Raw genomic sequence first — 21,950 nt, forward strand, 5'->3', positions numbered from 1 at the left:
GAGACAGCCCCGCATGCGGAAGATACTCGTCGTCGGAGCCGGCCAGTCCGGTCTCCAGCTCGCCCTCGGCCTCCAGTCGCACGGGTACGAGGTCACCCTGATGTCCAACCGGACCGCGGACGAGATCCGCGCCGGCCGGGTGATGTCGACGCAGTGCATGTTCCACACGGCCCTTCAGCACGAGCGCGACCTCCAGCTGAACTTCTGGGAGCAGCAGGCCCCGAGGATCGAGGGCCTCGGGGTCTCGGTGGCGGCCCCCGGCTCGCACGACCCCGGCCCGACCCAGCGCGCCATCGACTGGGTGGGACGGCTCGACGGCCACGCGCAGTCCGTCGACCAGCGCGTGAAGATGGCCGGCTGGATGGAGACGTTCGCGCAGCGCGGCGGCCAGCTGGTGATCCACGGGGCAGCGGTCTCCGACCTCGACTACTTCTCCCGCGCCTACGACCTCGTCCTCGTCTCCGCGGGCAAGGGCGAGCTGGTGCGGATGTTCGACCGCGACGCCTCCCGCTCCCCGTACAGCGAGCCGCAGCGCGCGCTGGCGGTGGCCTACGTGCACGGCCTCGGCCCGCGCCCGGAGCACCCGGACATGGAGGCCGTCCGCTGCAACCTGGTGCCCGGCGTCGGCGAGATGTTCATCATGCCGACGCTCACCACCTCGGGCCGCGCCGACATCCTGTTCTGGGAGGGCATACCCGGCGGCCCGCTGGACGTCTTCAACGGCGTCAAGGACCCGTCGGAGCACCTGGCCCTGACCCTCGAACTGATGGAGAAGTTCCTCCCCTGGGAGTACGCGCGCGCCACCAAGGTCGAACTGACCGACGCCGGCGGTACGCTCGCGGGGCGTTACGCCCCGACCGTCCGCAACCCGGTCGGCCGCCTGCCCGGCGGGGGCCTGGTGCTGGGCGTCGCCGACGTCGTCGTCGCCAACGACCCGATCACCGGGCAGGGCTCCAACTCCGCGTCCAAGTGCGCGGCCTCCTACCTGGACTCGATCCTCGCCCACGGCGAGAAGGAGTTCGACGAGGCGTGGATGCGGGCGACGTTCGACCGCGACTGGGACACGGCCCAGCACGTCACCAAGTGGACGAACGCGATGCTGGCCCCGCCGCCGGAGCACATCCTCGGCCTCATCGGCGCCGCCGGCCAACTGCCGCCCGTCGCCGACCGGTTCGCCAACGGCTTCGACAACCCGGCGGACTTCGAGAACTTCTTCTACGAGCCGGAGAAGACGGCGGCGTACCTGGAGTCGGTCGCCGGGGCCTGACGGGTGCCGTACCGCCGTACCTGGAGTCGGTCGCCGGGGCCTGGCGGGTGCCGTACCGCCGTACCTGGCACGGCAGTTGGGGCCGGTGGCATACTCGCGCGATGCCTCATCTCAGAGACCGGTTAACCAGCCTGCGCCGCCACGGGATACGTTCCTTCCACGAGACGGAGCGCGATCTCGTGGGAGTGAACGGCCCGGAGGTGCTGCCCCACAACGAGACCGGCGTGATCGGCTGGGGCACCTCCTGGCGGATGCAGGGCTATCTGCTGATGGCCGAGCGCACCGGCCGACCGGCCTACTCCGAACGGCTCGCGGAGCTGATCGACCAGGTTCTCCAGGCCCGCGACGACGTGCGCGGCGTGCGCGACTTCCGCGGCCGCAGCCTGCCGGTGTGGAGCAGCGCCCACAAGTTCACCGCCGCCTCCGCCGTCCTGTCCGACACGGACGACCGGCCGGCCCTGGAGATCACGGTCTGCCCGCCGCACGCCAGGACCGCCACGATCACCGTCGAGGCGGACGGCGACCGGCACTTCCGCGTCACCGTGACCGGCCCCCAGCGGGCGGACGTCGACCTACCGGGCCTGACCCTCGACCCGCTGGACGAACGCCGGGCGGACCGGGTCCTGTACGACGCGTACGAGCAGCGCACCGCGGTCACCGCCCGGCTCATCCCCTCCGACCGGCCGGCACCGGGACCCCGCCGCCTCCGTCCCGGCACCTTCGCGCTGCGGCCCGCCATGGTCTCGCTCGCCGCTCAGACCGGCATGATCACCTACCCGATGGCGGGACTGGCCCGGCTCGCCCGCGAACGCCCGGACGCCGTGCCCGCGTCGGTGCGGCGCCGCGTCGACGGCTACCTCGACGCGGTGGACCGGGCGCTCCGCGTCCACGACGAGCAGTGGGGGACGACGGAGGACGGGCGGGGTTTCTACCGCTGGCTGCCCGACGAGCCGGTGTCCTTCGCGGGCGCCGAGCTGCCGACCAACGAGTTCCTCGCGATGGGGCGCACCGCCGTCCAGCTTGCCGTGGTCACCGGTGACGCCCGCTGGCACGAGCGCGCCGCCGCCATGGCCCGTGCCCTGCGCGGCGACCTCGCCGTCACCGACGGCGTGGCGGTCTGGCCGTACTGGCCCGGCTTCGGCCGCGTGTACCAGGGGTGGCAGGCGACCGGTTCCCCGAAGACGGACGGTTCCGACGTCCGCCCCTCCTACCGCCCGGTCACGGTCCCCGAGGACGTCACGCACGCCCTCATCGACCTCGACTTCCTCTGCCTGTACCACGACGCCCCCGGTCTGCCCGAGGTGTTCACCCCGGCCGACATGCGCGCCGTGGCGAACACCTTCAGCCAGCACGCGGTCGAGCACCGTGGCCGCGCCCGGCGGTTGCGCCACGACGTCGGCGGCAAGGGCCGCCGCGGCACCGACCGCGAGCAGGCCTACGTCGCGGCCTGGCTCCCGCTGCGCCGCTGGTCCCGCGAGGTGCCGGGGCTCGTCCGCGCCGTCCGGCCGCCCGCCCCGCCGCTGCCCCTGATGGGCGTGGACACCTACTGCGCCGCCCTCCTGGCCTCCTGAGCCGGGAAGGTCCTCGCCGTCGCCCCTAGAGGGCGGTCGGACGGTCGTTGCCCGCGTCCGAACCGTCCGTCGCGGTCTCCGGGAGGGCGGGCGGCTCGTACGAGGACCGGGGCCGCTCCCGCGGATCCGGGCGTACGGCGCCCAGCACCGGGTTGGCCGCGATCGGGGACACCTTCACCGCCGCCCCCGGCCGCGGCGCCTGGACCACCCTCCCCTCGCCCAGGTAGATCGCCACGTGGGTGGCCTCGGGGAAGTAGACGACCAGGTCGCCGGGGCGCAGTTCGGCCAGCGGGATGTGGGGGAGTTGGGCCCACTGCTCCTGGCTGGTGCGGGGGATGGGGGAGCCGGCGGCCCGCCAGGCCTCGGAGGTCAGGCCCGAGCAGTCGTAGGACCTCGGGCCCTCCGCGCCCCACTCGTACGGCTTGCCCAGCTGGCGCACGGCGTAGCGCACCGCGCGGTCGCCCTCCTCCGACGGGTTGCGGTCGTCGCTCAGCGTCCCCGAGGTCATGATCTTCGCCTGCGCCTCGGCGACGCCGTCGCGTTCGAGGCGGGCCAGGGCGGTGAGCTGCTCTGCGGTGAGGGAGGCGAGGAGTTCCTCCACGTCGGCCAGCCGGCGGCGTACCGCGTCGCGTTCCTTCTTCCGGCGCTCGGTGAGGGTGAGCTGCTCGTCGAGGGCGGCGCGGGCACGGCGGGCCAGGCTGTCGGCCCGGCGTTCGGTCCCCTCCAGCCGGCCCACCGTCTCCACGCGCTCCCGCGCCAACCGGTCGATCACATGGCCCTGGTCGAGGGCGTGCTGAGGGTCGCGGGCCAGCAACAGCCGTACGTAGGGGGAGACGTCGGTGCTGGTCTGGTACTGCTGACGGGCCAGCCGGCCGGCCGCGCCCCGGCTCTCCTGGAGGGACAGACGGGTTCTGGCCAGGGCCGCGGTGAGGCGATCGGCCTCGGCCCGTCGCTCCTTGAGCCGCTCCTCGGTGGCGTTGTAGGTCTCGGTGGCCTGCTCGGCCTCCCGGTACAGCTTCTGAAGATCCGTCAGCAGCTCGGCCACCGACCGCTCGCCGGGCCCCGGCGGTTCCGGTAGGGCCGCGGCGACCCCCGGGATCAGCAGCGCCTGCGCGGCCAGCGCCGTCGTGCAGACCATGCCCAGCAAGCCCAGCAGCCTTCCTGACACACCATCACCTCCGCCGCTGGGGCGGCCCCTCCGCCCCGCACGGCGAGCATCAGGGGCGCGAGCGGACTCCGCGCGCCGGGTGCGCGGTTCGGCCCAACGGAGTCACCCGTCGGCGTCGTCCCGCCTGCCCATCGGCGTGGCGTGCGGCTTCGACGGGTCCGGTGGGCGTGCGGCTTCGACCCGTGCGGTGTGGCGTCCGGCCATGCCCCGTGCGGCCCGGACCGTGCGGTCCCGACCTGTGCGGTCACGCCTCGTCCGGCCATGCCCCGTGCGGCCCGGACCGTGCGGTCCCGACCTGTGCGGTCACGCCTTGTCCGGCTACGACCAGCCCCGGCAACGGCCCCGGGAGGCTTCGACGCGTCCGGTGGGCGTGCGGCCATGCCCGTCCGGCCATGCCCCGTGCGGCCCGGACCGTGCGGTCCCGACCTGTGCGGTCACGCCTCGTCCGGCTACGACCAGCCCCGGCAACGGCCCCGGGAGGCTTCGACGCGTCCGGTGGGCGTGCGGCCATGCCCGTCCGGCCATGCCCCGTGCGGCCCGGACCGTGCGGTCCCGACCGTGCGGCCCAGACCGTGCGGCCCGGACCGTGCGGTCCCGACCTGTGCGGTCACGCCTCGTCCGGCTACGACCCGTCCGGGGTGGCGTCCGGCTTCGACCACGGCCACTTCAGCCGGTTGTCCTTCCTGCCCTCGGGGTCGTACTCGTACTTCCAGCCGCGTGGCAGACCGAGCTTTCCGCCGTGCCCGCGCGGGACGCGCCGGTAGACCAGGACGGTCGGCGGTCCGCCGGCCGCGTCGGGGACCGGGATGCGGTACGTCTTCGGCGGGTGCCCAGTCGGTCCCAGCAGTACGGGGAGGACACGGCCGTCCATCGGGCCGCCCTCGAAAGGAGTGTCTTCGCTCTTCACGCCACCAGTGTCGATCAGGTCTCCGCCGCGAGCGCACCACGGACCAGCTCGGCGGTCTGGGCGTCCCGCGCCGCGGTCACCGCGAGGACGGCGACGAACTGGTCCACCAGCCAGTCCCGCAGCTCGTCGGCGGGCGGTTGCTTCTCCTCGTCGAGCCAGATCAACGACGCCGCCTCGACCGCCGTGATCCACATCCGCACGGTCATCCGCAGCCGCGGCCCGGGTTCGGCCACGTCCAGGTGGCTGTAGAGGTGCTCGGCCGCGGCCCGCCGTACGCCGTCCACTATGGCGGTCGTGCGGGAGGTCTCGACGACGCTGCCGCCCTGAAGGAGGGCGCTGAAGCCGGCGTCGTGCCGGCCGACGAAGGTGAGGTAGCGGTCCAGGGCGCGGGCGAGCCGGGCGAGCAGGGGGCCCTCGTGGGGCTCGTCGAAGCAGTGCCGGAGTTCGTCGGCGGCGCTGCGCAGCGCGGCCTCGTACAGCTGCTGCTTCCCGCCGGGGAAGTACCGGTACACCAGGGGCCGGGAGACCCCGGCGGCCTCGGCCACGTCGTCCAGCGAGACGTCCTCGGGGACGCGGCGCGCGTACAGCGACAGGGCGGCCTCCAGCAGCTGGCGGCGGCGCTCCTCGACGCCGAGGCGACGGTAGGCGGGGGCGGCGGGGCTCATGACGTGCAGCGTAATCGCCCGCCCCCGCGGCGCGCCTAGGCCAGCAGGCCGGAGGACTTCCACAGGCGCCGTCCCACCCCGCGCAGCACGCCGATGTCGTCGAGGAAGTCCGTCAGGCGCTTGGAGCCGGTCTGCATGACCTCGCGGCGGTGGCCGCTGGCCTTCACCTGGGCGAGCGCCTCCCGCCTGTCCAGGCCGACGTTCGTGTAGACGTCGGGGTTGACGAAGGCCACCGAGAACACCCGGGCGAACTCGCCGGAGGTCACCCGCGTGAACTCCTGCGACCACCTCGGCGCGGTCACCATCTGCCGGCGCAGCTCCTCACGGGCGTACCGCACGTGCCGGGCCTCCTCCACCACGTGGATGCGGGTGACGCCCCGGACCAGGGTCTGGACCCGCTCGTCGGGGAAGGTCAGCCGCTGCATCCAGTCGAGGACCTCCTCGCCGAGCAGCGTGGCCGTGAAGGAACCGGGCGTGGTGGAGATCGTCTTGAACAGCCGGCCCAGGTGCTGGTGGGCGCGGCTCACCGGATACCAGGGGGTGCCGCCCTGCGCGATCAGCCGGGCGAACATCTTCGAGTGCCGGCACTCGTCCTCGATCTCGGTGAGCGCGTACCGCACGTGCGCGCTCGTCGCCGCCTTGTCGTAGATGTGCCGGCACAGCAGCTGCATCAGGATGATCTCGAACCAGATCCCGAGCGAGGCGAGCGCGGCGGCCTCGTGCTGGGACAGCAGGATCCGCTGCTCCTCGCCCATCTTCTTCCACAGCGGCGTGTCGTACAGCGACACCAGTTCCGGCGGCCAGAACCACTTGCCCTCCTCGAAGGGCGCGTCCCAGTCGAGTTCCCGGTCCGGGTCGAAGGAGTGCTTGGCGGAAGAGGCGAGCAGCCGCTCGGCCACCTGCTCCCGGTCCTTGAGCAGCCCGAGCGCGTCGCGCAGGCCGTCCAGCGCGTCGGCTTCCGTCAGGGTCGTCATGGCTGATCCACCTCGTCGTACGGGGGCGTGTACGGGTCGTGCGGGGTTACCGGCGGTTCACTCGTCCGGTGACTCTTATGAGACTGCTTGTCAGCAAGCTCGTCAATCCCTGTGCGCCACCGGTTTGTCCCGCGTCCACGCGACGCGGTGGCCGATCGTCGGCCCAGCCGGGTCGGACGACCGCGTCCGCCGGGCTTCCGACGGGGGAGGGACCACGAGCGCCGCACGCGAAGGCGGGCCGGACGAAGACGGTGAGTGTCCCCGCCGGCCCTCCGTCCAGCCGTACGGCGACGGCGACCACCGGCCGTCTCCGCGGGACCTCCGTGGATCCGGACGCTCGGCCGGCCCGACGTGACCCTCGCGGTCGAGCACGGGCCGGCCCGACGAAACCGTAGAGGTCGAGTCGAGCACGGGCCGGCCGCGATCCCCGCGGGCGCCGTACCCCTGCCCGCCCCCGTCGGCGACGCGGAGGGCGACGAGAGCGAACGCGGGCACCCGCGCCCCGCGCCACCGGGCTGGGCGCCCGCGCCCCGCGCCACCGGGCTCCTTCGGGGCGGGGCCGCCGTGGCGCTCTAGACCGAGCACCCCAGGTCGTCCGGCAGCTCGAAGGCGACCGGCTCGGCTCCCTGCGCCGGGAAGGAGGTCCGAAGGGTGAAGGCGTACGGCGTCGGGCCGTGGGCGCGCAGGTGCAGCAGCCGGGCCTCCGCCTCCGCGACCGTCGGGCGGTGGCCCGCCGGCACCCACCACAGGGCCGTCATCGCCTCCTGGACCCGCTCGAACCATTCACGCCGGCGTGCGAGCATCTCGCGGTGGCGGCCCTGGTACATGTACGCGGTCAGGGCGTTCGGGTCCCGCCACACCGTCAGGTTGACGATCAGCCAGTCGTCCCCGAACACCGGGACGTCGGTGGCGTTGCCCTCGTCCGACTGGAGGCGCCACACATAACCGTCCGCGGCCTCCGCGTCCGCGTTGACCGGATCGAGGGCGTCCACGAAGTCCTTCAACTCCGGTGAGTCCAAAGGGAACTTGAGGCGGGCGAGGTTGACCTGGGCGAGTTCGAAGGCGGGCGATGCGGCGGCTGCGTCAGTCATGAGCGCACGGTAGGACGCACCTGACCGGTCCGGGAACCCCCCGTCTCACGGGCTGAGCACCGCCTCCATCACCGACCGCGCGATCGGCGCCGCCAGCCCGCCGCCGGTGATGTCCCGCCGCCTCGCCGCCGAATCCTCCACCACCACCGCGACCGCCACCTTCGGCTCCATGTCCCGGTCGCCCTGCGCCCAGGAGACGAACCAGGCGTACGGCGTCCCGGCGTTGCCGATGCCGTGCTGGGCGGTGCCGGTCTTGCCGCCGACGGTCGCGCCCCGGATCGCGGCGTTCTTGCCGGTCCCCTCGCGCACCACATCCGTCATCAGCTCCCGCAGCCGCCGCGCGGTCGACGGCCGCAGCACCTGCCGCGCCGCACGCGAACCGGCCGAGGCGACGGTCGCCCCGCCGCTCCGCGTGGTCCGCTCCACCAGGTACGGCGTCCGCGACTGCCCGCCGTTGGCGACGGCCGCCGACACCATCGCCATCTGGAGCGGCGTGGCACGCGTGTTGTACTGCCCGATCGAGGACAGGGCCAGCTGCGCCCGGTCGAGCGAGGTGTCGAAGGTGCTCTGCGCGACGCTGAACGGGATCCGTACGTCCGCCGCGTTGAAGCCGAACCCCTCCGCCGTGCGCACCATGTCGGTGAGCCCCACATCCACGCCGAGCTTCGCGAACACCGTGTTGCACGACCACACGAACGCGTCCCGCAGTGAAGCGTCCTCGCAGCCCTCACCCCCGTTGGACAGCAGCGTCGTCGTGCCGGGCAGCCGGTACGGCGCCGGCGAGCGGGTCGGCGCGTCGAGATCCCGGATCACGCCCGCGTCCAGCGCCGCCGCCGCCGTGACCACCTTGAACGTCGACCCCGGCGGATACGTCTGCCGCACCGCCCGGTTCAGCATCGGCCGGTCCGGATCGGAGTTCAGCCGCGCCCACTCCCGCTCGACCCCCGGCCCGTTCCCCGACAGCGCGGCCGGGTCGTACGACGGTGCCGACACCAGCGCCAGGATCCGTCCCGTCGACGGCTCCACCGCCGCCACCGCGCCCTTGCGGCCCGCCAGCCCCTCGAACGCCGCACGCTGGGCCCGCGGATTCAGGGTCGTCACCACGTTCCCGCCGGCGGGCAGGGACCGGGTGACGTCGTTCCACAGCGGCAACGGCGACAGCCGCGCATCCGTGCCGGAGAGGACACCGTCGTGCGCGTGCTCCAGGAGCGTCGTCCCGTACACCTGCGAGGCGAAGCCCGTCACCGGCGCGTACAACGGGCCGTTGAGGTACGTCCGTTCGTAGCGCAGCTGCTCCCTGGTGTCCCGGGAGCCGGTGACCGGCACGTCCTCGACGAGGATGTCCCCGCGGGGCTGGCCGTAGCGGGTGATGGCGGCACGCCGGTTGGCCGGATTGTCGGCGTAGGCGCCGGACCGGACGACCTGGACCCGGGCGGCGTTGACCAGCAGCGCCACCAGGAGCAGAGCGCAGAAGACGGCCGCGTGCCGGATGTGCCGGGACATCATGGGGTCACCTCATATCTCGCGCCGCGGCTTCTCCGCGCGCCCGTGCACCGGGGGCCGGGCACTTCGCCGCACACGGGCGTTCGGCGGCCGGGCGAGGGCTGCCGGCCGCGCGGTGACGTCCGGCGGGGTCGGGTTGGCTCGTGCGGCGGCGGCGGGGGCGGGGGCGGGGGAAGGAGCGGGCGCAGGGAAGGAGACGGAGGCGAGGTCGGGGCCGTTGCGCCGCTTCGGGGCGGCCGTCCACGCCGCAACACATCGCCGGACCCGGACCCGGACGCTGGACCGGGCTGGGGCCAGGGGTGCGGTCGCGGCTTGGGTTGCGGCTCGGGTTGCCGGTACCGCCGTTCAGGCCAGGGCGCTTCGCCGCACGGCGACTCCTCGTCGTTGTGAGAGGCTTCGCCGGGCCGGTGCTCCTCCTGCCTCACGGCCGTCTCCTCGGTTCCCTTCACGGCGCGGCCTTCCCGTCGTACTGGCGGCGGGCGGAATCGCTGATCCGGATGAGCAGCGCCACGATCGCCCAGTTGGTGACGACCGATGAGCCGCCCTGCGCGAGGAACGGCATCGCCATGCCGGTCAGGGGGATCAGGCCGGTCACCCCGCCCGCGATCACGAACACCTGGAGCGCCCAGATCGAGGCGAGGCCGACCGCCAGCAGGCGGCCGAAGGGGTCGCGCAGGGCCAGCCCGGCACGGTAACCGCGCTCCACCAGCAGCCCATAGAGCAGGAACAGCGCGCCCAGCCCCGCCAGGCCCAGTTCCTCGCCGGCCGTCGCCAGGATGAAGTCCGACTTGACCGCGAAGCCGATCAGGACGGAGTGACCGCGCCCGAGACCGCTGCCGAAGGTGCCGCCGGCCGCGAAGGAGAAGAGGGACTGCGCGAGCTGGTTGGGACCCTCACCGGCGTCGATCGACGCGAACGGGTGCAGCCAGTCCTGCACGCGGCTGTGGACGTGCGGCTCCAGCCGGCCGACGGCGACCGCGCCCAGCGAGGCCAGCAGCAGCCCGACCGCGGTCCAGCCGACACGGCCGGTCGCCACGTACAGCATCACCACGAAGAGGCCGAAGAAGAGCAGCGAGGTGCCCAGGTCGCGTTCGAGGACCAGGACGCCGACGCTCAGCAGCCAGATCGCGACGACCGGTCCGAGGACCCGGCCGGTCGGCAGCTGCATGAACCAGATCCGGCGGCCCGCGTGGGCGAGCGCCGTGCGGTTGGCCGCCAGGTACGCCGCGAAGAACACCGCGAGCAGCACCTTCGCGAACTCGCCGGGCTGGATGGAGAATCCGGCGATCCTGATCCAGATCCGGGCGCCGTTGACCGCCGGGAAGAAGATCGGCAACGTCAGCAGGGCCAGTGCGGCGACCACGCACACGTACGCGTACCGCTGGAGCACCCGGTGGTCGCGCAGCGCGGCCACCACGAAGACGAACAGGGCCACGCCGAGCGTCGACCAGACCAGTTGCGTGGGCGCCGCCCGGTCACCGGGCGTCTCCAGGTCCAGCCGGTAGATCAGCACGAGCCCGATCCCGTTGAGCAGCACTCCGATCGGCAGCAGCAGCGGATCGGCGTACGGCGCGCGCAGCCGGACCGTCAGATGTGCCAGCAGCGCGAGCACGCCGAGCCCGGCGCCGTAGCCGGCGGCGCCGGGCGGGACGGTGCCGTTCCTGGCGAGCCCGACGGCGCAGTAGCCGAACACGGACAGCAGGACGGCGAGGACGATGAGGGAGAGTTCGACGCCGCGGCGCCTGGGCAGGCGCGCCACCGGGGCCGGCGCGTCCGTCGTCGGGGCGATGACTTCGGCTCCGGCTTGCATCATGTCCGGAACTTACCCAAATGGGGCTCCTTGTGAGCCTTGGTGGATCTTCGGTATCGGCAGCGGCGCGACGACGGTCCGAGGCCGCGGGCGCGGCGACGGTCCGAGGCCGCGGACGTGGCGCGCCGCGCGTGGGCCCGGGCACCGTCCGTGCGGACCGCCTGGCCGCCGCGGTTCGGCGCACTGCGCGGCGGCACCCGGCTCGCGGTGGCGTCGCCCGCTACGGGCGCGGTGCCCGACGGCCGGTGCTGCCCCGACCACCTTCGCCGGCGCCGACGGCCGCTGCATCGGGGGTGCCGGCGGCACCGGCTATGGCGAACCGGGTGCGGGCGGGGCCCAGGGGCATGGAGTACCTCCGAGACGGGGGCGGAACTGACCTACCGCCACATTAGGAGGGGTCGCGGTCGGCCGCCCGTCACGCTGCGCCATCGGGGAGACCGTCGCCGCCGGGGGACGTGGCGCCGTCGCGGGGAACCACCCCCGCGGGCGGTGTGCGAGGGAGCGTCAGTGTCGCCACGGCGCCGCCGTCCGGCGCGTTGGCGAACGTCAGCCGGGCGCCCAGCACCTCCGCCTGACCGGCCGCGATCGTCAGCCCGAGGCCGTGCCCCTTCGCGCCCCCCTCGGTACGGAACCGCTGCGGCCCGTGGGCCATCAGGTACTCGGGAAAACCGTCCCCGTGGTCCCGCACGGTCACCACCGGCCCGTCCACCGTCAGCACCACCGGCGCCCGCCCGTGCAGACGGGCGTTGGCGACGAGATTGCCGAGGACCCGCTCCAGCCGGCGCCGGTCCGTCTCGACACGCGCGTCCCGTACGACCCTGATCTCGACCTCCGTTTCGGCGGCCGCGCCGGGGGAGGCGCCCCAGGAGGCGGCCGCCGCCCGCACCACCCGGCGGGCCACCGTCCCCAGTTCCTCGGTGTCCGGCTCCAGCCGCTCGCGGCCGGTGTCCAGGCGGGAGATCTCCAGCAGGTCCTCGGTGAGCGTGCGCAGGGCCGCCACCCGGTCGCGCACCAGCTCCGTCGGCCGGCCCGGCGGCAGCAGCTCGGCCGCCGCGTGCAGCCCGGTCAGCGGGGTGCGCAGCTCGTGCGCCACGTCGGCGGTGAAGCGCTGCTCGCTCAGCAGCTTGCCCTGGAGCGAGGACGCCATCGAGTCCAGCGCGACGGCGACCGCGGCCACCTCGTCCTGCGGGCGCGTCGGATCCTTCGTCCGCGGATCGTCCACGCGCGCGTCCAGGTCACCCGCGCTGATCCGCCGGGCCACCCGGGCGGTGGCGTGCAGTCGCCGGGTCACCCGGGCCACCGCGAAGGCCCCCACCAGCAGGGTCGCCCCGATAGCCAGCACCGACGATCCCAGGATCGCGTTGTCCAGGGCCTCGATCGTGCGGGCGCTCTGCGCGTAGTCGACGGCGACGGCGAGGGCCCGCTCGCCGTCGGCGGGCCCGGCCGCCCACATCGTCGGCCGCCCGCGGCGCTCGGCGACCATCGTGCCGCGCTCCCCGGCCACCGCCAGCTCCCGCAGCGCCGCGGGCAGCCCCGGCGGGTCCACGCGCGCGTCGAAGCCGAGCGTGTCCCCCGCCTCGAACGCCGTCGTCGCGTCCTCCAGCCGGGACAGCGCCAGATCACGGGCCTCGCCGACGGTCTGGTGCGTCACCGAGACGTGCACGAGGACGCCGAGCAGCGCGGCGAGCGCGCAGCACATCACCGTGATGAACGCGGCGGCCTTCGCGGCCAGCGTGCCGGACCACCGGGGGAGCGCGAGCCTCATCGGCCGCTCGCGGAGGGGTCGGGGGAGGCCTTTGAGGTGCGCGAGGCGGTGGAGGGGTCGGGGGAGGCGTTCGAGGTGCGCGAGGCGGTGGAGGCGGGCCGGGGCGGGTGGGCCCGCCCCTCGGTCCGCACCATCTCGTCGTGCGTGAGGAGCATCGCCTTCTGGTCCTGGTCCCAGGTCCACTGGAGGCGGTACTCGTACCCGGCGACCTCGGAGGGCGAGCGGATGATCACCGACCGGCCGGCGAGTTCGACCGCGCTGACGGCGTCCTCCCACCCCATGACCTGCACCAGCCGGTGCTTCGCCACCGTGTAGACGCGGACGGCCGTCAGTTCGCCGGGCAGCTGCCGGAAACCCAGCGCCAGCTCGTCCCGCCCGTCGCCGGTCAGGTCCCGGTAGTACGGCCGCAGGACCGGGCAGGGCCGCCGCTCGGCGCCGCTCTCGTCGCAGTCGGCCATCCGGCGGGACGTCTCGCGGTACGGCGCCTTGGAGCCGTCGTAGTCGCCGGGGTGCGCGGCGATCTCACGGCGTACGACCTCGACCGGGTCCACCCGGTGGATGTCGTCGCCGGGAACGTCGACGCCCTTGACGACCTCGATGTTGACCTCGTCGATGTCGAACGCCGGACTCGACGCCGCCGGCAGGTCCGGCCACAGTTTCTCCGGGCTGACCGCGGTGGGCGTCGCACCCGCGCCCTTCAGTCCGCCGGCGTCGCCGCAGGCCGCGGTCGCCGACGCCAGCAGGGCGACGGACGCCAGCAGGGCGGCGGTACGGGCGGGGCGGGGGTGCGGCACGGGGCTCCAGTGATCACGGTGACGGTCGGCCCCGTACACCTTATTCGTAGGGAAGTCCTTTTTGCGTACTGGTCCGGCGTCGGTCGAGGGGGCGGTCGATGGCCGGTCCTGAGCCGGTCGCGGGCCGGTCGAGGCCGGTGGACGGCCGGGGCGGGCCGCCCGAGGGTGGCGGGAGCGGCGGGGCAGGGGCAGTACGAGGGCGACGAGGGCGGTGAGACGACGAAGGCGGTGAGGAGGCGGGGAGGTGGGGCGGTGAGGTGGGGCGGTGAGGCGGTGGGAGAAACGATTACTCGGCCAGTTCCTCCAGCAGCCGGGCCGTCGGCAGGCCCGCCCGCAGGTACTCGACGAACAGCTCGTTGTGCAGGGCCCAGGGCGAGCGCCGCGACCGTATCAGCCCGATCGCCTCGTCGGGCGAGTGGCCCCGGCGCACCAGCGCGTGGGCGACGACCAGGCCCGAGCGGTTGTATCCGTGCCAGCAGCGGACCAGCACCGAACGGCCCTCGTCGAGGGCCTCACCGGCCGCCTGGGCCAGCCGTATCACCCCGGCGAGCTGGGTGCCGTCCAGCGGCCCGTCGGGTATCGGCCACACATGGTGCCGAACGCCCCGGTCGGGCCCGTGTCCGGGCAGCCTCAACAAGGTCTGGACGAGATCGAACTCGCCCCTCACGACCGCGAACTCCCGCTGTCCGCTCCGTCCGCGGAACTCGTGCCCGCCCATCCACAGGCCGGGCACGATCTCGTTCCACGGACTGTCCGGAACCGGTACGTCGGATTGCTTCCTGCTGGTCCGCAACGGCGCCTCCCCAACCGCGTCCCTGGGGCATGCCCAACTCGCTCGGAAGGTAATCGCCTTCTTGCCCTCGCCCAGCCCGCCTGTTCCCATGGTCGTGGGGTGATGGGCATGAACGGACTGCGCGTCGTACCGACCCGGCGCCACGGCCAGGAACGGCTGTACGTCTGCCTGCGGGACGGCAGGAACATCGCCTGGTACGACAGGGAGGCCGGCCGGGTCAACCTCCTCAGCGACGATCGCCGAGCGGACGTCCTGGAGGCACTCGGACCCTTCCTGACCGGCTCCGTCACCGTGGGACCGCCCCCCGTGCCGACCCCCGCCGAACTGGCCCGTCTCGCCCTCCACCCCGACGACGACCTCGCCCCCAACCGCCCCGGCGAGGCCCTGCTGGTCGCCCTGGACCGCGACCCCGGCCCCGCCCACCGGCTGCGCCCCGACCCGCGCCGCCGCGCCCTGGAGGCCGAGCGGACCGTCGGCGACGCCCTGGACCGGTTGGACGGCAGCGGCTGGCACACCCTGCACTCCGTCCCGCTGCCCGGCGGCGACCGCGTCCACCACCTGGCGATCGGCCCGGCCGGGCTGTTCGCCGTGCACGCCGTGTACGCCCGTAGGCAGCGGGTCCTCGTCGCCGACCCGACGGTCACCCTGGGCCGCCGCGACCCCTGCCCGCTGCTGCGCCGCGTCCGTGCCGACGCCGACCGCGCCACCCACGCGCTGACCGCCGAGGTCCGCCCGGTCCTCGCCCTGGTCGGCCCGGCCGACGTGCGCCTGGTGGCCGCCCCGCGCGAGGTACGGGTCCTGCGGGACACGGAACTGGCGGGGCTGGCCCGGCTGGGCGGCGTACTGAAACCGGCGGACGTGGAGGCGCTGCACGCCCTGGCCCGTGACCGGGGGACGTGGGCCTCCGGCGGTTGAGCCGCCCTTCGGCCGGACGGGCCGTATGGGCACACGTGGCGTAGGTGCCACACCTGCCGTAGGTGTCACGGGTGCCGTACGCGTGACGCGACACGTGTCGGACGTGCCTGACGTGCCGCTTCAGTCGGGAAGCCGCCCGGCGTTGCCGGGCTCGTACAGCCCGGCGAGCAGATCGCCCCGCTCCCGCACCCGCCCCGCGACGGCCTCCGCCCCGAACACCAGCTCCCGCGGGGCGCCGCACGCCTCCACCTCCTCCCAGGTGACGGGTGCGGACACGGTGGGTTCGGTACGGGCCCGCAGGGTGTAGGGGGTGGCGGTGGTCTTGCGGGCGGCGTTCTGGCTCCAGTCGACGAACACCTTGCCCGGCCGCAGGCTGCGGGTCATCCGGTGCAGGGCCAGTCGCGGCATGGTCCGCTCCGCCTCCATGGCCAGCCGCTTGGCGTACTCGCTGACCCGTTCGGAGGACGATCCGCGCACCGACGCCAGCAGATGCAGCCCCTTCGACCCGGAGGTCTTGGCGTACGCCTCGATCCCGTCCGCCATCAGCCGCTCCCGCAGCCAGAGCGCGACCTCGCAGCACTCGACGACGGTCGCGGGCGCGCCGGGGTCGAGGTCGAACACGATCCGGTCGGCCTGGTCGGGGTCCTGGATCACCCACTGGGGCGTATGGAACTCGGTGACGAGGTTCGCTGCCCACATCAGGCTGGGCAGGTCCTGCACCAGCACCATCCGGGCCGGCCCCTCCGCACGCGGCACCTCGGCGGTGGCGACCCAGTCGGGGGTGCCCGGCGGCACGTTCTTGGCGAAGAAGAGCTGTCCGCCGGGTCCGTCCGGGTAGCGCAGGAAGGACAGCGGCCGGTCACGCAGGTGCGGCAGCAGGGCCCCGGCGACGGTGGCGTAGTAGTGCAGCACCTCGCCTTTCGTGAAGCCGGTGGCCGGATACAGCACCTTCTCCAGATTGCTGAGCGCGAGCCGTCGCCCCTCCACCTCTGTGATGGGCGTCATACGATGAGAATCACATGGTTAGTACGTATATGTCCGCAATGTGAGTCTCGTCGGCAGAGTCAGGAGGGTGCTGCACGTGCGATCCATCTGGAACGGCGCCATCTCGTTCGGCCTCGTCAGCATCCCGATCAAGCTCGTGAACGCCACCGAGAACCACTCGATCTCGTTCCGCCAGATCCACACCGAGGACGGCGGCCGCATCCGCTACCGCAAGGTCTGCGAGCTGGAGGACCGGGAGGTGAGCCCGTCGGAGATCGGCAAGGGGTACGAGGACGCCGACGGCACGATCATCCCGATCACCGAGGAGGACCTGTCCCACCTGCCGCTCCCCACGGCGAAGACGATCGAGATCGTGGCCTTCGTGCCGGCCGACCGGATCGACCCCCTCCAGATGGACGCCGCGTACTACCTCCAGGCGGGCGGCGCCCCCGCGGCCAAGCCGTACACGCTGCTCCGGGAGGCGCTGAAGCGCAGCAACAAGGTCGCCATCACCAAGTACGCGCTGCGCGGCCGTGAACGCCTCGGCATGCTCCGCGTGGTCGGCGAGGCGATCGCCATGCACGGCCTGCTCTGGCCCGACGAGGTCCGAGCACCCGAGGGCTTGGCCCCCGACGCCGACGTCACGGTCCGCGACAAGGAACTCGACCTCGCGGACGCCCTGATGGACACGCTCGGCGAGGTCGACCTGGAGGATCTCCACGACGAGTACCGCGAAGCCGTCGAGGAGGTCGTCGCCGCCAAGGCGGCCGGTGAGACACCCCGCGAGGCTCCCAGCGCCGCCCCCAGCGGCAAGGTCCTGGACCTGATGGCGGCCCTGGAGAACAGCGTCCGCGCCGCGAAGGAGTCCCGAGGCGAGCCGCCCCGGCAGGAGAAGGCCGAGGTCAGACACCTCACCGAACGCCAAACGGCCCGCACGGCCCCCAAGCAGACCGGCGGCAAGAAGTCCACGTCGACGGCGAAGAAGACGGCGGCGTCCGCGAAGAAGGCGACGAAGGCCACCCAGCCGACGAAGAAGGCGGCATCGGCGAACAAGAGCGCGACGAAGAAGACGGCGTCGTCGTCATCGTCATCGTCATCGTCGTCGTCGAAGAGCACGGCGAAGAAGACGGCCGCGAAGAAGACGACGGCCCGGAAACGGTCGGCGTGAGGGGAGGGGAGGGGAGGAGAGCGGAGGCGGGACGGGGCGGGGGGCGGGACGGGACAGGGGCGGGACCAATCCGTACCCGAGGTGACGACCGAGGCCGGCGCTGGACCGGTCAGGACCGGACAGAACCGCACCTGACCAGGCCGGCCGGGCGGCAAGGCCCGAGTGTCGCGAGCCTGCCCGTCCCAGCCGTCACCCCTCACCCGCCGTCCCTCACCCGCCGCCCCTCCCCGTTCGCCGTTCCGTCCAGGCCAGGCAGCCCCACCGTGCCAGCACCCCGACGACCAGGGAGACGACGACGGCGCCCGCGTCGATGACATGCGGCAGCCCGGGGAAGAAGGCGAAGAAGGCGAGTGCCGCCACGACCCCGCAGAGGAACGCGATGATCCCGCTCCGCCTCCGCCGCGCCGCACGGGAGGCACCAGGCCCCGCCCCTTGCTCATGCTGCTGCTCGACCATGCCGGGACTCACTTCGTGATGTGGTGACACTGGCTGGCGCGCTGAATCCCGGTGACGAAGAGCCGGGCACACGCTTTGCCGTATCGGGGCAGTTTCTGCGGAGAGTTGTTGCGCATCGGATCGATCTTGCACTCGCTGTGCGTCCTGCCGCGTGTGAGGTGGTTCCTGCCGACCACGCCGTACTTCAAGGTCTGGACCGGCGCGGAGCCGGCCACTCCGGCGCGTGCCTGCGGGGAAGTGGTTAACGGGACGGGGGCGACGGTCGCGAGAGCGGCCGTAAGGCGCGTCGCACAGCTGACGAGCAAGGTGGACTCCTCGAGTTGCTGGTAGCACCTGACCAACAGGCGGTCGCGCACCGGGGTTCGCCGATATCGCCGGGTCCACCGCCATGAGTGATCACGGCGTGCGGACGATGACCGGCAGGAACGTTCACGGCGTGCGGTCGGCGTGACGCGAGAGGGCCATGTCGGCCGATTCCGCACCCTTCGCCGGCCCCCGGAACACCTCGACCGGCGCTCGAGGACCTTGACCGACCTAGACTTGTTACCGGTAACATCGCCATCCGTCGGAGCCACACCAGTCAGCAACCGCCTTCAGGAGTCCGCGTGACCGATCAGTCCACGGTGCGGCACTTACCACGGGCCTCTCAGGTGCCCGAGCCCGTCTTCACGCCCGCGGCCACAGTCGCCTCCTGCGTCGGCTTCGTCCTGATCGGCGCTCTGCAGGCCCTCTACGGCCCCGCGATCCCGGCCCTCCGCGAGGACTTCGGGCTGTCGCCCTCCACCGCCGGACTGGCACTCAGCGCCCACTTCGTAGGCGGAGTGGCGGGAGTCCTCCTCTTCGACCGGCTCTACGGCCGGATCGGCAACAGACGGATCCTCGCCGCCTCGTACCTCCTCATGGCCGCCGGCGCCGCAGGCTTCGCGCTGGCGCCGAACTGGCCGACGGCCCTCGCCGCCGCCCTTCTGGCGGGCCTCGGATTCGGTGGCGTCGACTACGGCCTGAACCAACTCTTCGCCGTGGGCTTCGGCCACCGGTCCGCTGCGATGCTCAACATCCTCAACGCCCACTTCGGCATCGGCGCGATCCTCGGCCCGGCCTTGATCGGCGCGGCCGGCGCCGACGACTACCCCTCGATCTTCCTGGCCTTCGCCCTCGTCAACCTCCCCCTCGTCCTCTGCCTGAGGGGCGTCCGCGACAAGGCACCGCAGCTCACCGACGCGACCACCGGCGCCACGACCGGCCCGACCCCCCTCGCCCGCAGCCTGGTCTCCGTCCTGACCGTCTTCGTCGCTCTCTACGTTCTGCACGTCGGCATCGAGGCCGGCGTAGGCGGCTGGGAACCCACCCACCTGGAGACCGTCGGCTACGGCGCGGGCGTCGCCGCGACCGCCACTTCCGTCTACTGGCTGATGATGACGATCGGCCGCTTCCTGGTCGCCCCGCTCGCCCTGCGCTTCTCGGCCCCGGCCATCATCACCGTGTCCTGCGCCGGTATGACCGCATGCCTGCTCCTGGCCGCCGTACCGCCCCTGGCGCCGTACGCCTACGCCGGCGTGGGCCTGTTCATCGCGCCGATCTTCCCCACCGGCCTGCCCTGGCTGCACCGGGCCGCCCCCGGCGCCGGCCGCGCGGGCGCCCTCGTCATCGCCGCCTCGATGGTCGGCGGAGTCGCGGCCGGCCCCTCTCTCGGCAAGGTCATCGAGTGGTCCGGCATCAGAGCCGTACCCCTCCTCCTGGCCGCCGTCTCCGCGGCCTGCCTGGCGGCCACCCTCTGGCTCACCCGCGCGACCCGCAGCGAGAGCGTCCGCCCATGACGCCCCTCGATCGCCCCCGCCTGCGACGGGCCGGCCGCACCGCACCTCCCCCGCCCCGCCCCGCACGGCTCGCAGGCGCCCGACGGGCCGCCACAACTCATCGCACCTGAACCCGCCCCTGCCCCGCCGCCCCCGCCTCGCAGGCGCCCGACAGGCCACCACAACCCACCGCACCTGAACCCGCCTCAGCCCTACCCCGCCCCGCCTTCACGATCACCCGCGCTTCAACCCGCCCCCACGATCACCCGCCTTGCACCGCACGCACTCCAGACCCGCCAGACCCGCCAGACCCACCGAACGAACCGCACCCCCACCCCCATCCCCCCGAAGGGACCCCCATGTCCGCCCTGACCACCACCCCCGACGGCTTCCTTCTCGACGGCGCCCCCCTGAGGATCATCTCCGGCGCCCTCCACTACTTCCGAGTCCACCCGGACCACTGGCCCGACCGCCTGCGCAAGGCCCGCCTGATGGGGCTGAACACGGTGGAGACGTACCTCCCCTGGAACCTCCACCAGCCCGAACCGGGCACCCTCGTCCTCGACGGCCTCCTCGACCTCCCCCGCTTCCTGCGCCTGGCCGCCGCCGAGGGCCTGCACGTCCTGCTACGCCCCGGCCCCTACATCTGCGCGGAGTGGGACGGCGGCGGCCTGCCCCACTGGCTCACCGCGGACCCCGACATCCGCCTGCGCAGCAGCGACCCCCGCTTCACGGACGCCGTGGACCGCTACCTCGACCTCCTCCTCCCCCCACTCCTGCCGCACATGGCCGCGTCCGACGGCCCGGTCATCGCCGTACAGGTGGAGAACGAGTACGGCGCCTACGGCGACGACACGGCGTACCTCAAGCACCTGGAGGACGCCCTGCGCACCCGCGGCGTCGAGGAACTCCTCTTCACCTGCGACCAGGCCGACCCGGAGCACCTCGCCAAGGGCAGCCTCCCCGGCGTCCTGGCGACCGGCACCTTCGGCGGACGCATCGACCGCTCGCTGGAACGGCTGCGGGAGCACCAGCCCCAAGGCCCCCTGATGTGCGCGGAGTTCTGGATCGGATGGTTCGACCACTGGGGCGGCCCGCACCACGGCCGGGACGCCGCCGACGCGGCCGCGGACCTGGACCGCCTGCTCTCCGCGGGCGCCTCCGTCAACATCTACATGTTCCACGGCGGCACCAACTTCGGCTTCACCAACGGGGCCAACCACCACCACACCTACGCCCCCACCGTCACGTCCTACGACTACGACGCCCCCCTCACCGAGCACGGTGACCCCGGCCCCAAGTACCACGCCTTCCGTGAGGTCATCGCCCGCCACGCCCCGGTCCCGGACGAGCCGATCCCGTCACCGTCACGCAAACTCCCTCCGACGACGGTCGAGTTGACGCACCGCAGGCCCTTCTTCCCGGCGACCACCGCGAAGGCCGTCCCCGCTCCCACGGACCCGCTCTCCGCCGGCGCCCTCGGCCAGCGCTCCGGATACGTCCTGTACCGCACCCCGCTCCCCACCAAGGGAACCGGCCTCCTCCACTTCCCCGGCGGAGTGGGCGACCGCGCCCAGGTGTTCGTGGACGGCGCCCCCGTCGGCGTACTCGAACGCGAGCGACAGGAGGAGACGCTGCCGGTCCACGTGCCGCGAGCCGGAGCGGAACTGGGTGTCCTCGTCGAGAACATGGGTCGGGTCAACTACGGCCCCCGCATCGGCACCCCCAAGGGCCTCCTGGGACCGGTCACCTTCGACGGCACGCCCCTGCACGGCTGGGACTGCCACCCCCTGCCCCTGGACGTTCCACCCTCGCTGCCCTTCGCGCCGGCCGCCGCCCACGCCTGCGCGGAACCGGCCTTCCACCACGGCACGTTCGAGGTGCGGACCCCGGCGGACACGTTCCTGTCGCTGCCCGGCTGGACCAAGGGCCAGGCCTGGATCAACGGCTTCAACCTCGGCCGCTACTGGAACCGGGGCCCCCAACGCACTTTGTACGTCCCGGCCCCCGTCCTGCGCCCCGGCACCAACGACCTGGTCCTCCTGGAACTCCAGGCCACCACCCACACCCGAGCCCACCTCACCGACACACCGGACCTCGGCCCCGCGGGCCACTGAAGCACCGAGCCCGCACCCATCCCACCCGTACCACTGGCATCCGTCGAAGGCGCCCACCACAGCCCTGTACGACAGCGCAGTACGGCAGCCCTGTAGGACAGCGCAGTACGGCAGCGCTGTACGGCAGCCCTGTACGACCGCCCGTCACCGCCGACCGGCCTATCCTGTGGACCCGGCGGGAGCGGAACCGGATGCACCACGGCGTA

Annotated in this window: 18 protein-coding genes; 6 read left to right on the forward strand and 12 right to left on the reverse strand. The window is 73.2% G+C overall.

Annotated features, from left to right (window positions below):
- The first annotated feature begins 13 nt into the window (after nucleotides 1-13).
- Both ACFYO5_RS20080 and ACFYO5_RS20085 read left to right on the forward strand, forming a co-directional pair.
- On the forward strand, nucleotides 14-1,267 hold the full coding sequence (locus ACFYO5_RS20080; protein WP_388710208.1) for a styrene monooxygenase/indole monooxygenase family protein: 1,254 nt from the start codon (nucleotides 14-16) through the stop codon (nucleotides 1,265-1,267).
- A gap of 101 nt (nucleotides 1,268-1,368) precedes the next feature.
- Nucleotides 1,369-2,838 (forward strand): hypothetical protein, encoded by a 1,470-nt coding sequence (locus ACFYO5_RS20085; protein WP_388710210.1) that lies wholly within the window; start codon nucleotides 1,369-1,371, stop codon nucleotides 2,836-2,838.
- A gap of 25 nt (nucleotides 2,839-2,863) precedes the next feature.
- Here ACFYO5_RS20085 and ACFYO5_RS20090 read toward each other — a convergent pair whose 3' ends face one another.
- The 10 genes from ACFYO5_RS20090 to ACFYO5_RS20135 form a co-directional block, all read right to left on the reverse strand.
- Nucleotides 2,864-4,006, reverse strand: coding sequence for an NlpC/P60 family protein (locus ACFYO5_RS20090; protein WP_388710212.1), 1,143 nt, complete (start codon nucleotides 4,004-4,006; stop codon nucleotides 2,864-2,866).
- A gap of 622 nt (nucleotides 4,007-4,628) precedes the next feature.
- On the reverse strand, nucleotides 4,629-4,913 hold the full coding sequence (locus ACFYO5_RS20095) for a hypothetical protein (protein WP_388710214.1): 285 nt from the start codon (nucleotides 4,911-4,913) through the stop codon (nucleotides 4,629-4,631).
- 14 nt (nucleotides 4,914-4,927) lie between these two features.
- Complete coding sequence (locus ACFYO5_RS20100; protein WP_388710216.1) at nucleotides 4,928-5,578, reverse strand: TetR/AcrR family transcriptional regulator; 651 nt, start codon at nucleotides 5,576-5,578, stop codon at nucleotides 4,928-4,930.
- Between the two features lie 35 nt (nucleotides 5,579-5,613).
- Complete coding sequence (locus ACFYO5_RS20105; RefSeq protein WP_356567687.1) at nucleotides 5,614-6,552, reverse strand: diiron oxygenase; 939 nt, start codon at nucleotides 6,550-6,552, stop codon at nucleotides 5,614-5,616.
- Nucleotides 6,553-7,124: 572 nt separating this feature from the next.
- Nucleotides 7,125-7,643, reverse strand: coding sequence for a DUF3291 domain-containing protein (locus ACFYO5_RS20110; RefSeq protein WP_388710218.1), 519 nt, complete (start codon nucleotides 7,641-7,643; stop codon nucleotides 7,125-7,127).
- A 45-nt stretch (nucleotides 7,644-7,688) separates the two neighbouring features.
- Nucleotides 7,689-9,146 carry a peptidoglycan D,D-transpeptidase FtsI family protein gene (locus ACFYO5_RS20115; protein ID WP_388710447.1) on the reverse strand — a complete coding sequence of 486 codons (1,458 nt, stop codon included), beginning with the start codon at nucleotides 9,144-9,146 and terminating at the stop codon, nucleotides 7,689-7,691.
- Between the two features lie 445 nt (nucleotides 9,147-9,591).
- Nucleotides 9,592-10,959: an FtsW/RodA/SpoVE family cell cycle protein gene (locus tag ACFYO5_RS20120; protein WP_356567684.1), complete on the reverse strand. Its 1,368-nt coding sequence runs from the start codon at nucleotides 10,957-10,959 to the stop codon at nucleotides 9,592-9,594.
- Between the two features lie 412 nt (nucleotides 10,960-11,371).
- Nucleotides 11,372-12,721 carry an ATP-binding protein gene (locus tag ACFYO5_RS20125; RefSeq protein WP_388710220.1) on the reverse strand — a complete coding sequence of 450 codons (1,350 nt, stop codon included), beginning with the start codon at nucleotides 12,719-12,721 and terminating at the stop codon, nucleotides 11,372-11,374.
- Complete coding sequence (locus ACFYO5_RS20130) at nucleotides 12,718-13,515, reverse strand: hypothetical protein (RefSeq protein ID WP_388710222.1); 798 nt, start codon at nucleotides 13,513-13,515, stop codon at nucleotides 12,718-12,720. Before ACFYO5_RS20130 ends, ACFYO5_RS20125 begins: the two co-directional genes overlap by 4 nt.
- 286 nt (nucleotides 13,516-13,801) lie before the next feature.
- On the reverse strand, nucleotides 13,802-14,308 hold the full coding sequence (locus tag ACFYO5_RS20135; RefSeq protein WP_388710224.1) for a protein phosphatase: 507 nt from the start codon (nucleotides 14,306-14,308) through the stop codon (nucleotides 13,802-13,804).
- Nucleotides 14,309-14,416: 108 nt separating this feature from the next.
- Between ACFYO5_RS20135 and ACFYO5_RS20140 the strand changes: the two genes are divergently transcribed.
- Nucleotides 14,417-15,223, forward strand: coding sequence for a nuclease-related domain-containing protein (locus ACFYO5_RS20140; RefSeq protein ID WP_388710226.1), 807 nt, complete (start codon nucleotides 14,417-14,419; stop codon nucleotides 15,221-15,223).
- A 120-nt stretch (nucleotides 15,224-15,343) separates the two neighbouring features.
- Here the strand turns inward: ACFYO5_RS20140 and ligD are convergent, their stop codons facing one another.
- Nucleotides 15,344-16,228 carry a non-homologous end-joining DNA ligase gene (gene ligD / locus ACFYO5_RS20145; protein WP_388710228.1) on the reverse strand — a complete coding sequence of 295 codons (885 nt, stop codon included), beginning with the start codon at nucleotides 16,226-16,228 and terminating at the stop codon, nucleotides 15,344-15,346.
- 67 nt (nucleotides 16,229-16,295) lie between these two features.
- Here ligD and ACFYO5_RS20150 point away from each other — a divergent pair, with 67 nt between their 5' ends.
- Nucleotides 16,296-17,375 (forward strand): Ku protein, encoded by a 1,080-nt coding sequence (locus tag ACFYO5_RS20150; protein WP_388710230.1) that lies wholly within the window; start codon nucleotides 16,296-16,298, stop codon nucleotides 17,373-17,375.
- A gap of 210 nt (nucleotides 17,376-17,585) precedes the next feature.
- Here the strand turns inward: ACFYO5_RS20150 and ACFYO5_RS20155 are convergent, their stop codons facing one another.
- A complete protein-coding gene (locus ACFYO5_RS20155) occupies nucleotides 17,586-17,831 on the reverse strand; it encodes a hypothetical protein (protein ID WP_388710232.1) in 246 nt (81 codons plus the stop codon).
- Between the two features lie 650 nt (nucleotides 17,832-18,481).
- Between ACFYO5_RS20155 and ACFYO5_RS20160 the strand changes: the two genes are divergently transcribed.
- Nucleotides 18,482-19,648 carry an MFS transporter gene (locus ACFYO5_RS20160; protein ID WP_388710234.1) on the forward strand — a complete coding sequence of 389 codons (1,167 nt, stop codon included), beginning with the start codon at nucleotides 18,482-18,484 and terminating at the stop codon, nucleotides 19,646-19,648.
- Between the two features lie 338 nt (nucleotides 19,649-19,986).
- Entirely contained in the window at nucleotides 19,987-21,744 is a 1,758-nt protein-coding gene (locus ACFYO5_RS20165) for a beta-galactosidase (protein WP_388710236.1), read from the forward strand.
- The last annotated feature ends 206 nt before the right edge of the window (nucleotides 21,745-21,950 follow it).

Source organism: Streptomyces sp. NPDC006259 (assembly GCF_042870975.1).
Taxonomy (GTDB): domain Bacteria; phylum Actinomycetota; class Actinomycetes; order Streptomycetales; family Streptomycetaceae; genus Streptomyces.

Coding starts and splice junctions, on each gene's coding strand:
- ACFYO5_RS20080 (WP_388710208.1), top strand. CDS start 14: ATGCGGAAGATACTCGTCGTCGGAGCCGGCCAGTCCGGTCTCCAGCTC.
- ACFYO5_RS20085 (WP_388710210.1), top strand. CDS start 1,369: ATGCCTCATCTCAGAGACCGGTTAACCAGCCTGCGCCGCCACGGGATA.
- ACFYO5_RS20100 (WP_388710216.1), bottom strand. CDS start 5,578: ATGAGCCCCGCCGCCCCCGCCTACCGTCGCCTCGGCGTCGAGGAGCGC.
- ACFYO5_RS20105 (WP_356567687.1), bottom strand. CDS start 6,552: ATGACGACCCTGACGGAAGCCGACGCGCTGGACGGCCTGCGCGACGCG.
- ACFYO5_RS20110 (WP_388710218.1), bottom strand. CDS start 7,643: ATGACTGACGCAGCCGCCGCATCGCCCGCCTTCGAACTCGCCCAGGTC.
- ACFYO5_RS20115 (WP_388710447.1), bottom strand. CDS start 9,146: ATGTCCCGGCACATCCGGCACGCGGCCGTCTTCTGCGCTCTGCTCCTG.
- ACFYO5_RS20120 (WP_356567684.1), bottom strand. CDS start 10,959: ATGATGCAAGCCGGAGCCGAAGTCATCGCCCCGACGACGGACGCGCCG.
- ACFYO5_RS20125 (WP_388710220.1), bottom strand. CDS start 12,721: ATGAGGCTCGCGCTCCCCCGGTGGTCCGGCACGCTGGCCGCGAAGGCC.
- ACFYO5_RS20140 (WP_388710226.1), top strand. CDS start 14,417: ATGAACGGACTGCGCGTCGTACCGACCCGGCGCCACGGCCAGGAACGG.
- ligD (WP_388710228.1), bottom strand. CDS start 16,228: ATGACGCCCATCACAGAGGTGGAGGGGCGACGGCTCGCGCTCAGCAAT.
- ACFYO5_RS20155 (WP_388710232.1), bottom strand. CDS start 17,831: ATGGTCGAGCAGCAGCATGAGCAAGGGGCGGGGCCTGGTGCCTCCCGT.
- ACFYO5_RS20165 (WP_388710236.1), top strand. CDS start 19,987: ATGTCCGCCCTGACCACCACCCCCGACGGCTTCCTTCTCGACGGCGCC.